This window comes from Clostridium sp. (assembly GCF_036642255.1).
Taxonomy (GTDB): Bacteria; Bacillota; Clostridia; order Clostridiales; family Clostridiaceae; genus Clostridium_J.
In genome coordinates this window covers 81,400-90,784 of record NZ_JAVWDJ010000007.1, presented here as the reverse complement: position 1 = coordinate 90,784, position 9,385 = coordinate 81,400, and the positions used below count along the sequence as shown (strand labels likewise).

General features: G+C 30.4%; 8 protein-coding genes. 7 read left to right on the top strand and 1 reads right to left on the bottom strand.

The window, feature by feature from the left end:
* Window positions 1-180: 180 nt before the first annotated feature.
* From RR409_RS05610 to RR409_RS05580, 7 genes are all read left to right on the top strand, one after another.
* Window positions 181-1,815: a hypothetical protein gene (locus tag RR409_RS05610; RefSeq protein WP_332556747.1), complete on the top strand. Its 1,635-nt coding sequence runs from the start codon at window positions 181-183 to the stop codon at window positions 1,813-1,815.
* Between the two features lie 539 nt (window positions 1,816-2,354).
* The gene (locus RR409_RS05605) at window positions 2,355-3,395 is read left to right on the top strand and encodes a M42 family metallopeptidase (RefSeq protein WP_332556746.1); all 1,041 of its coding nucleotides are present in this window, start codon (window positions 2,355-2,357) and stop codon (window positions 3,393-3,395) included.
* On the top strand, window positions 3,386-4,414 hold the full coding sequence (locus RR409_RS05600; protein ID WP_332556745.1) for a M42 family metallopeptidase: 1,029 nt from the start codon (window positions 3,386-3,388) through the stop codon (window positions 4,412-4,414). Before RR409_RS05605 ends, RR409_RS05600 begins: the two co-directional genes overlap by 10 nt.
* A gap of 17 nt (window positions 4,415-4,431) precedes the next feature.
* Complete coding sequence (locus RR409_RS05595; protein WP_332556744.1) at window positions 4,432-5,421, top strand: M42 family peptidase; 990 nt, start codon at window positions 4,432-4,434, stop codon at window positions 5,419-5,421.
* Window positions 5,422-5,440: 19 nt separating this feature from the next.
* Window positions 5,441-6,634: a CapA family protein gene (locus tag RR409_RS05590; protein WP_332556743.1), complete on the top strand. Its 1,194-nt coding sequence runs from the start codon at window positions 5,441-5,443 to the stop codon at window positions 6,632-6,634.
* Window positions 6,635-6,755: 121 nt separating this feature from the next.
* Entirely contained in the window at window positions 6,756-7,478 is a 723-nt protein-coding gene (locus tag RR409_RS05585; RefSeq protein ID WP_332556742.1) for an NAD-dependent protein deacylase, read from the top strand.
* Window positions 7,479-7,690: 212 nt separating this feature from the next.
* Entirely contained in the window at window positions 7,691-7,909 is a 219-nt protein-coding gene (locus tag RR409_RS05580) for a hypothetical protein (protein WP_332556741.1), read from the top strand.
* A 212-nt stretch (window positions 7,910-8,121) separates the two neighbouring features.
* On the opposite strand, the gene RR409_RS05575 is transcribed toward RR409_RS05580, so the two are convergent.
* Complete coding sequence (locus RR409_RS05575) at window positions 8,122-9,036, bottom strand: nitrilase-related carbon-nitrogen hydrolase (RefSeq protein WP_332556740.1); 915 nt, start codon at window positions 9,034-9,036, stop codon at window positions 8,122-8,124.
* Window positions 9,037-9,385 lie beyond the last annotated feature (349 nt).

Below are 9,385 nucleotides of genomic sequence, written 5' to 3'. Positions count from 1 at the left end.
ATTATCAAAATTATTTTATATAGTAAATAGTGAAGGATAGGTGAGAACTTTTACTCTTTCCTTTAGATTTTAAAGTGGTTTTGCAAAATTATTATCTGATTGTTTAATATCATTAAAGGTTTTCAAAGAAAAATGTAGAATAATTAGATTCAAGAAATGGTCATTAGGAGTTGAATTTCTATGAATGATGAAGAGAAATTATTAACTTCACTTTATGATAATATCAGAGACTACAGCGAGGTTTCAGAGCTTTTAGAAAATCTAATTAAGATTTTTGAAAGTCTTTTTGGAAGAGAAGAAAGTGAAGGCGATATTCTAAAGGGAATACAGCATATAGTAGAGCATAAAACCTATGAATTTTATGATTTTAAAGAGAAGTTTCTTGAATTATTTCATAATGCTTTAATATCTATGGAAAAAACAAAAGAATATCATATTGACTTATGTAAGGATGAGTTTTTTCATATAAGTCACAGTATTAAAACAATTTTAGAAGATACCTTATTTTTATATCAACATGAATTTTTGTTGGAAATAACAAGCTTTATAAATGCTAAAGAAGGATCTTTTGAATTGAAAGAGGATTTAAAAAATCTAACTAAGGAAAACTTCACTGACAACTTACAAGGGTATTACAAAGAGATAGATTACTGTGCAGAGAAGGTTCAACTCTTGGTGGAAGATAAAGTGTATGATTATGAAGGGTTTCTGTGGAGCATTAAGAAATTTCTTTTAGACACCACCAAAAATAAAACTAACCTGGGTGAAAAGTTGTATGTTGATAATCTATTAAAAAAAAGAGAAACATTTATTAATACCACCGATGTTATAAAGGACGAATTTAGTGAGGATATAATTTTTATTGTAGCCAGCTCTTTTATAAGAAATATTAGAAACACATTGTTAGTTGCAATGGACAAAAAATTGCTTAATTACAAAGAGAGCCTTAACAAATACTTAGAACTTCAAAAAAGCTATGAGCATAAAGAAAAAAGTATCAAAGTAAATTATAAAAGTATTCTTCCAGATAAAATTGAGTTAGAAGTTTATAATATTTGCAGAGAACTTTTCATATCTCAATATAACTATCTACAGAGAATGTTCAACTTTTGTAATACTAAATTTGAAACTCTTACCTCAGAGGTGAAATATAAGTTAGATACTATATTTAATAATGAATTTCAGTTACCTATTTACTTTATTAACTGTGAGGAAGATTTCCTAATGATATGTGATATTTTAGATGAAAAATTACAATTTATTTTATATACGTTCATCATAAATGCATTTAATGATTTTAAGAGTGATTATTATGATTACATTATGGAAAAGTTATGGAATAAAAAACAGCATCTGGAGAATATGTATTGTGAAAAACTCATATTAAATTCCATTAAGTATGTAAATTCCTTTAGTGATTCTACAAAATTTAAGTTATATGATAAGTTAGAGGAATTATATAAAGGGTATGATAGTGAGGAGATACTTCAAGGTAATTGTGCACCTATGATGTTGAACTTTTATAATATCGAGGATGATATACCAAAACTTTTCTTTAAAGACTTTATTTATAATGATATAGATTACCAAAATCTATTTTCTAAAGAAAAGTTTCATAAATATTGTACCTTGGAAGAAAAAAAGAATGCCTTATATAAGGAAATTTCAGCTTTTAGGAAAAAACTATGGGATAAGTTATATAATGAATTAATACTATACTTTGATTATATTCTTCCTAATATAGGAAGACATATGGATTATGCTAAGAAGCAAGCAGATTACTATAAGAATAAAACAGAAGAAACAATTCTATAAATTAAACCTATTAGAGTTAAAGCACTTAATGGATATTTTCATTAGGTGCTTAATTTTATAATATAAGAAATTTATACATGCATATTTAGGTATTAAAGTAATTTGAAGCTTACTAGGATGAATATTCGTTGATGAAATATATATAAATGAATTTTAAGGCTTTGATTTTTAGTTGGAAAAATCTTATAATAAAACTATACTTGTTTGAAAATTTTAACAACTTCAATATTTAACATATTTTGGAAGGATAATTCTCCCATCTTCGTTAGTAATTAAACAAGTTTAAGGTGGGAGTGCTCAGCATAAATTTAAACTTTGGTGTAACAAAGTACCCTTGTTCAAGTTAAATCTCCTTCCAAAGTAACTTATTAAAATGAATTTGTTCATTATTTAATAATCTTTGAAGAATTTCAAAGAGGAATATGATTGATTACTTTTTTACTTTTAAGGGATGGAAATGGTGAAAGGTGGTAAAAATCAAGTAAATAGCAGATAATAAAGCTTAAATGCTTATCAAAATATTAAAGGGGGATGGCACAGTGGAAGAAAAGGAATTATTAAAAATTCTTTGTGAAGGTCATGGTCCAAGTGGTAGAGAGCATTGGTTGTATAATGAGGTTTATGATGTTTTTTCTGAGTTTGGACAAGTATCCATGGATAATTTAAATAACATTATTACTCATAAAAAGGGAAAAGGTAAAGGGAAAATAATGCTTATGGCTCACCTTGATGAAATATTTATGGTGATTACAGCGATAAGAGAAAATGGATTTTTAGAGTTTAGAGCTAGTGGGATAGATGTGAAAAGCCTTGTATCTCAAGAAGTAGTTGTTCATGGTGAGAAAGATATATTAGGAATTATAGGAATAAAACCACCACATTTAATGAAAGAAGATGAAAGAACAAAGGCTGTAACTGCAGATTCCTTGCTTATTGATACTGGATATTCAAAGGAAGCTCTAGAGAAGCTTGTGAAGGTTGGAGATTTTGTAACAGTTAAAAGAACCTTTAAAGAACTTCTTAATGATAATGTTACTTGTAAGGCTCTAGATGATAGAGCAGGAGTTGCAGCTCTTTATTCCTGTGCAAAGGAACTTAAGGATATAAACCATGATCTAGATGTATACTTTGTTTGTTCTGCTCAAGAAGAAGTTGGATGTAGAGGCGCTAAAACTGCCACCAATGCGATAAACCCAGATATAGGCATAGCAATAGATGTAACCTTTGATAGCGGAAAAATGGGAGCACAAGATAGAGAAAATTACTTAGGCTCAGGTCCAGTAATTTGCATAGGGCCAAACATTCATCCAAAGGTTAGAGAAAAGCTTGTGGAAGTGGCAAAGGAATATAATATTCCATATCAAGTGGAGGTGGAACCTGGAAGCACTGGTACAGATGCCTGGAATATTCAAATAGCAGGAGAAGGAATTCCAACTTTATTGATTTCTATACCACTTAAATACATGCATACTTCTGTAGAAATAGTTAATATGAAGGATGTTAAAAATACAGGACGGATTATGGCTAAGCTTATAGAAAAACTTAAAGGTGAAGAATTGGAGGGATTACTATGCTTTTAGACAACCTATTGGATAAAGGTGGATTATTAGATAAACTTTGTTCTCACCCAGGTCCATCAGGGTTTGAAGGAGAAGTAAGAGAGCTTATTAAAAGCGAAGTTGCTCCCTATGTGGATGAAATAAAAGTAGATAGATTAGGAAATATCATAGTTCACAAAAAGGGTAATGGGAAAAAGGTTTTGATAGATGCCCACATGGACGAAGTAGGTTTTATTGTTACAGGGTTTAATGAAGATGGAACTTTAAACTTTAGAGCTCTTGGGGGAATTAATGAAAAGATAATTCCATCTAAAGTAGTTTTAATAGGTAAAAATAAAATTCCTGGAGTTATAGGGGGAAAGCCTATACATCTTCAAGGAAAAGATGAAAGAGAAAAGGGATTAACTTATAAAGACTGCTGTATTGATATTGGAGCAAATTCTAAAGAAGAGGCTAAAAAACTTATTGATTTAGGAGAGTATGTGGTCTTTGATACAGAGTATGATACTTTTGGAGAAGGCCTAATTAAAGGAAAAGCCTTCGATGATAGAATCGGATGTCTGGTTCTTATGGAAATCCTAAAAGATAACTACGATATAGATTTATATGGAACCTTTAATATACAAGAAGAAGTGGGAGAAAGAGGAACCTTTATCTCAGCTTTAAATGTTAAAGCAGACTTAGGCATTGCTCTTGAAGGAACAATTTGTGCAGATATGCCTACAGTTCCAAAACATTTAAGTGCCACTGAAATAGGAAAAGGGCCAGCTATATCTATCATGGATTTAACTAGTATTTTTGATCAAGATATTGCAAGAGACATCATGACCTTAGGAGATGAAATGAATATTCCATATCAAAGAAGAAAAGCTATAGCAGGTGGAAATGATGCTGGGGCAATCCACACTGTTGGAGAGGGAGCAAAAATAGCTACAGTTTCAGTACCTTGTAGATATATTCACTCTTCAGTGTCTGTAGCATCTAAGGAAGATTTTAAAAATACAGTGCTGCTTTTAAAAGAATATTTAAAGAGTTTATAAAAGAGGGGGAAGAAAGAATGGATAAATTATTAGAATCTCTACTGAGTGCCTTTGGAGTAAGTGGGCATGAAGAAGAAGTTCGTGAGGTTATCATAGAAGAGTTAAATAGATTAGAGGCTCATCATGAAATAGATAAAATGGGCAATGTAATTGTAAAAATGGGAAAGAAAAGTGAAGTGGAAGAAGAAAGACTTATGATCACTGCACACATGGATACCATGGGAGTAATTGTAACTTATATTGATGATAAGGGATTTGTAAGAGTAGGGAAAGTTGGGGACTTTAAAGAAGCTGCAATGATTAATACTATTGTAGAATTTGAAAATGGAAATAGTGGAAGAGTTTGTGCCACTAAAGATGATCCAAAGATTGATGATTTATATATTGATTTAGGGGTGTCAACTAGAGAAGAAGCTCTTGAGCTTATTGAAGAGGGAGATGTAGCTGTTTTTACTTCTAACATCATTGAAGAAAGAAATAATATCATTGCTCCTTTCTTAGAGAATAGAGTTGGTTGTTATATGATGTTGGAGGTTATAGAAAACCTAGCTAATAATAGAGGAATATTAAATGATTTGGATAAGGAATTATTCTTTGTATTCTCCACTCAAAACAAGGTGGGAAGCAGAGGTGTTAGAGCCGCTGCATACAGCATAAATCCAATGTACTCCATAGTTATAGATGGAGAAGAAGCTAGCGATAATTTAGGGGGTAAAGGAAACTTTAAACTTGGTGGGGGACTTGGTATTAAGTTCATGGATAGAACCCTAATCATGCACCATGAAGTGAAAGAAATGTTAGAAGAAGCTTTCTCAAAAACAGATAAAAAACCTCACTATATTTTCAGTGAAAAAGGTGGAGATGGAGCTACCATTCACAAAGAAGGAAATGGAATTAAAACAGGAACAATAGTGTATCCTGTAAGATATAAGGATACAAATTTAGAAATGGTAAGTGCAAAGGATATTGAAGAAGGCATAGAAATTTTAAATAAAGTAATCCTATAATTAAAAGAAAGAGGATAAAATGGGAAGGATACAAAGAAGAAGAGCAAAGAGGAAAAAACTAATTTATAAATATTCAATAATTGCTGGGCTAGTTTTTTTAGTTATGTTTGCAGGTTATAAAATTGTTAATTATACAATGGACAGCAAAGTAGATAGTAAAAATAACTACACAAACATTCCAGGAACTGTTGAGGAAAAACCAAAAGAGGACATCGTTGAAGTTGAGCCAATTACTCCAGAACCAGAAGTGAAAAAAGCTGAAATTGTAATTACTAGTACTGGAGATAGCCTTTTAGGCAGCGACCAAACCTATGGATACAATCAGAGTTTACCACATGTGCTGGAAAAGAATAATAATGATTTAAGTTACTTTTATAGCAATGTAAGTCACATCTTTAAGGCTGATGACATAACTACTACAAACTTAGAAACACCTCTTACTAAGGCTAATGCTAAAGCAGAAAAGCAATTTGCTTTCAAAGGAAATCCTGAATATGCCAAGGCACTAGGCTTAGGGGGAATAGAGGCTGTTAATCTTTCCAATAATCATATGTATGACTATTTTCAAAAGGGTTTCGATGATACTATAGTAGCCCTAAAGGCTGCGGAGTCTGGTTATTTTGGTGAGGGAAATACATGGATAAAGGAAGTTAAAGGGGTTAAAGTGGGGTTTCTTGGTTACCTTGGATATTATTATGATAAAGCTTTTCTAGGGAAAGTGAAAAAAGACATACAGGACATGAAGACTAAGTCTGATTTTGTTGTGATAAACTTTCATTGGGGTGAGGAACGGATGTATAGCCCAAATGAAACCCAAAAATACATCGCTCATTATGCAATAGATCAAGGAGCAGATCTTATTGTTGGTCATCATCCTCATGTAATTCAAGGTTTAGAAAATTATAAGGGTAAGATTATTGCCTACAGTTTAGGTAACTTTGCTTTTGGAGGAAATAGAAATCCTTCAGATAAAGACACCTTTATTCTTCAGATAAAGCTTAACTTTGTAGATAATAAAGTAGAAAACTATGGTGTAAAGGTAATTCCAGCTAGTATTTCTTCAATAACTACATCTAATGATTATAGGCCAACACCGTTAACTGGAGCTAAGAGGGATGAGTTATTGGCTAAAATAAATAAACTATCTTTCAATCTAGGGTTTAAAATTAATGACGAATTCATAAGTGTACTTAAAGAGGAAAGCATTAAATAATTTAATATAACAATTAATAACCCATACAATTTATAAATAGTAATTTGTATGGGTTTGCCAATAAAATGAAAGTATATTTTAATAGTGGTATAATTTGTTTCATAAAAGTTGAGGTGAGATTATGAGTATAGCTGAACTAAAAGAAATAATTAATAAGTATGATAATATTGTTTTCTTTGGTGGAGCAGGGGTATCTACAGAAAGCAATATTCCTGATTTTAGAAGTGCCAATGGACTTTATAACGAAAGCACCAAAAGCCATTATTCTCCAGAGGAAATATTGTCACATAGCTTTTTTATAAATCATACTAAAGCTTTTTATGAGTTTTATAGGGATAAGATGATTTACAAGGATGCAGAGCCTAATGCTGCACACTTAGTTTTGGCAGAACTTGAAAGAAGAAAAAAATTAAAAGCTGTAATAACTCAAAATATAGATGGGTTACATCAAAAGGCAGGTAATGAAGAGGTTGTAGAACTGCATGGGTCTATTCATAGGAACTATTGTATGGAATGTAATAAATTCTTCCCTTTAGATTATATTATAAGTTCTACAGATATACCTAGATGTGATGTTTGTGGCCACATTGTAAAACCAGATGTGGTGCTATATGAAGAAGAACTAGATTCAAATGTACTGCGTAGAGCAATTTCATTTATTGAGAAAGCAGAGGTGCTAATAGTTGGTGGCACTTCATTGACTGTTTATCCAGCAGCAGGTTTATTAAGGTATTATAGTGGAGAAAAGTTAATTTTAATTAATAAATCTGCAACCCAGTACGACAGTAGAGCAGATTTAGTAATATATGATAAAATTGGCGAGACATTAAAGCAGGTTTTATAAATGAGTAAAGTTTATATTTTTTTTAGTGAAAATTGATATTAAATTTTGTGGTTAACTTTTATGAAAAGTACAATATATGGCTTTATTTAAGTAAAAAATATAATTATGAATTCTCTCAAAAAAAGAAAATTTAAAATAGAGATATATAATAAATTTCATTTTTAATCATATAATTAATGGAGATTATACATAGAAAGCTGTAAGGAGTTATTATGAAAGAGGTTAAAATAGCGGTAGCTATAGCAAACATTCCAATATTTATTATCCTTGCTTTATATGTGATTAGCAAGGACTTTAGAGATACAATAAAACATGGTCTAGAAAATAGAACTAAGAGGTATGTCTCCCTTAATAAAACTTCCATGCCAGGGGTAAACATGAATATTAATGTGAATGGTATCGGTTATACTATTGGGGAAAATGAAGATTAAGTAAGCTTTTCACAGGGGCAAATTGCTCATTGGAAATCATAGATTTGTGCAAAAAAGTTGGTAAAAAAATAAAATTTAATAAAAAAGCTAGAGTTGTAATTTGTAAAATTAAACTCTAGCTTTTTTATTCACTTGGAAACATTATTTTATTCCCCATTAGATAACCTGATAGGGAGATATTTCCATAAATATATTAATATTTTTAAGTTCAATTAGTGAATACTTTCTAGGATATCTTTATTAAGTTCAGTATATAAGTTTTCTCGTCTATCATTTTTTAAAGGGAATTTTTCTCGTAGGGATTTAACTAAATCTAAATCCAGTTCCCCAATAATCAATCCTTCCATTCCATCTAAGGCACTACTTACAACATTCCCCATAGGATCAATAATTAAGGAGTTTCCACTGTAGTCAAGTCCATCTCCAGAACCAACTCTGTTAATCCCTGCGATATAACATTGATTTTCAATAGCCCTTGCTTTTAAAAGAGTAATCCAATGTTCTTTCCTTGAACTAGGCCAATTAGCTGCCACTGTAATTAATTCAGCTTTTTTAGAAGCAATTTGAAATATTTCAGGAAATCTTAAATCGTAGCAGATAAAAGTGCATATATTAAATTCATTTATCCAAGCAGTTTTAATTGTATCTCCACCGCTGTAGTGGCTACTTTCTTTCCCGAAAGTAAAGGGATGGATTTTACTATAATTACTCAAGATAGCACCAGTTTTTGATATAAGGACATAATTATTTTTGCCCTTTAAGCTTTCTAATTGTTTTTCAATGTATCCAATACCAATATTTATAGAGAATTTTACAGCTAATGCTTTAACTTTATTAATAGTATTAATGTTATTATTAGCACTAATATTACTATTTCCTAGAGTAGAATTATTACCTTCACACTCTAATTTTAAATTTGAAGTGATAGACTCATTATCTAAAGAGTTTAAAACTGAAGGTTCTCCGCATTTTTCCACCTCGGTGGTAAAGCCAGTAAGACTCATTTCAGGAAATAAGATTAAGTCAACTTTTTCCTTTGAGGCTTGCTTTATAAAGGCTTCAACAATATTTAAATTAGATTTTTTATCTTCCCAAATAATATTACTTTGAGCTAATGCAATTTTCATAAAATCACCTTCCTAAATAATTTAATGATATTTAATGATATTTAATGGATGTGTTTCTACCTTGAGATTTTGGATTCTTATTATGTAAAGAAAAATTTAATTAAATATAATATTATTCTAACTCTTGTTAAACAAAGTAAAATAGTCACAAATTAACAGTATATACTATAGGTTAAAGCTAGAACGAAGCTATCTATACTTTTGTTTATAGAATAATTTTAATTTAAATAAATACAATATAATATGTAGCAATTTTAGTTTGAATCCTTTAATAGAAATATATTAGATAATGAACAATTTCATTTAGATAAGCCCACTTCGGATGAAGATTTGCAATTACTACTTAATA

What these genes read in the sequence shown, in the direction of transcription:
- RR409_RS05610 (WP_332556747.1), top strand. Translation starts at nt 181, where the DNA reads ATGAATGATGAAGAGAAATTATTAACTTCACTTTATGATAATATCAGA.
- RR409_RS05575 (WP_332556740.1), bottom strand. Translation starts at nt 9,036, where the DNA reads ATGAAAATTGCATTAGCTCAAAGTAATATTATTTGGGAAGATAAAAAA.
- RR409_RS05580 (WP_332556741.1), top strand. Translation starts at nt 7,691, where the DNA reads ATGAAAGAGGTTAAAATAGCGGTAGCTATAGCAAACATTCCAATATTT.
- RR409_RS05585 (WP_332556742.1), top strand. Translation starts at nt 6,756, where the DNA reads ATGAGTATAGCTGAACTAAAAGAAATAATTAATAAGTATGATAATATT.
- RR409_RS05600 (WP_332556745.1), top strand. Translation starts at nt 3,386, where the DNA reads ATGCTTTTAGACAACCTATTGGATAAAGGTGGATTATTAGATAAACTT.
- RR409_RS05595 (WP_332556744.1), top strand. Translation starts at nt 4,432, where the DNA reads ATGGATAAATTATTAGAATCTCTACTGAGTGCCTTTGGAGTAAGTGGG.
- RR409_RS05590 (WP_332556743.1), top strand. Translation starts at nt 5,441, where the DNA reads ATGGGAAGGATACAAAGAAGAAGAGCAAAGAGGAAAAAACTAATTTAT.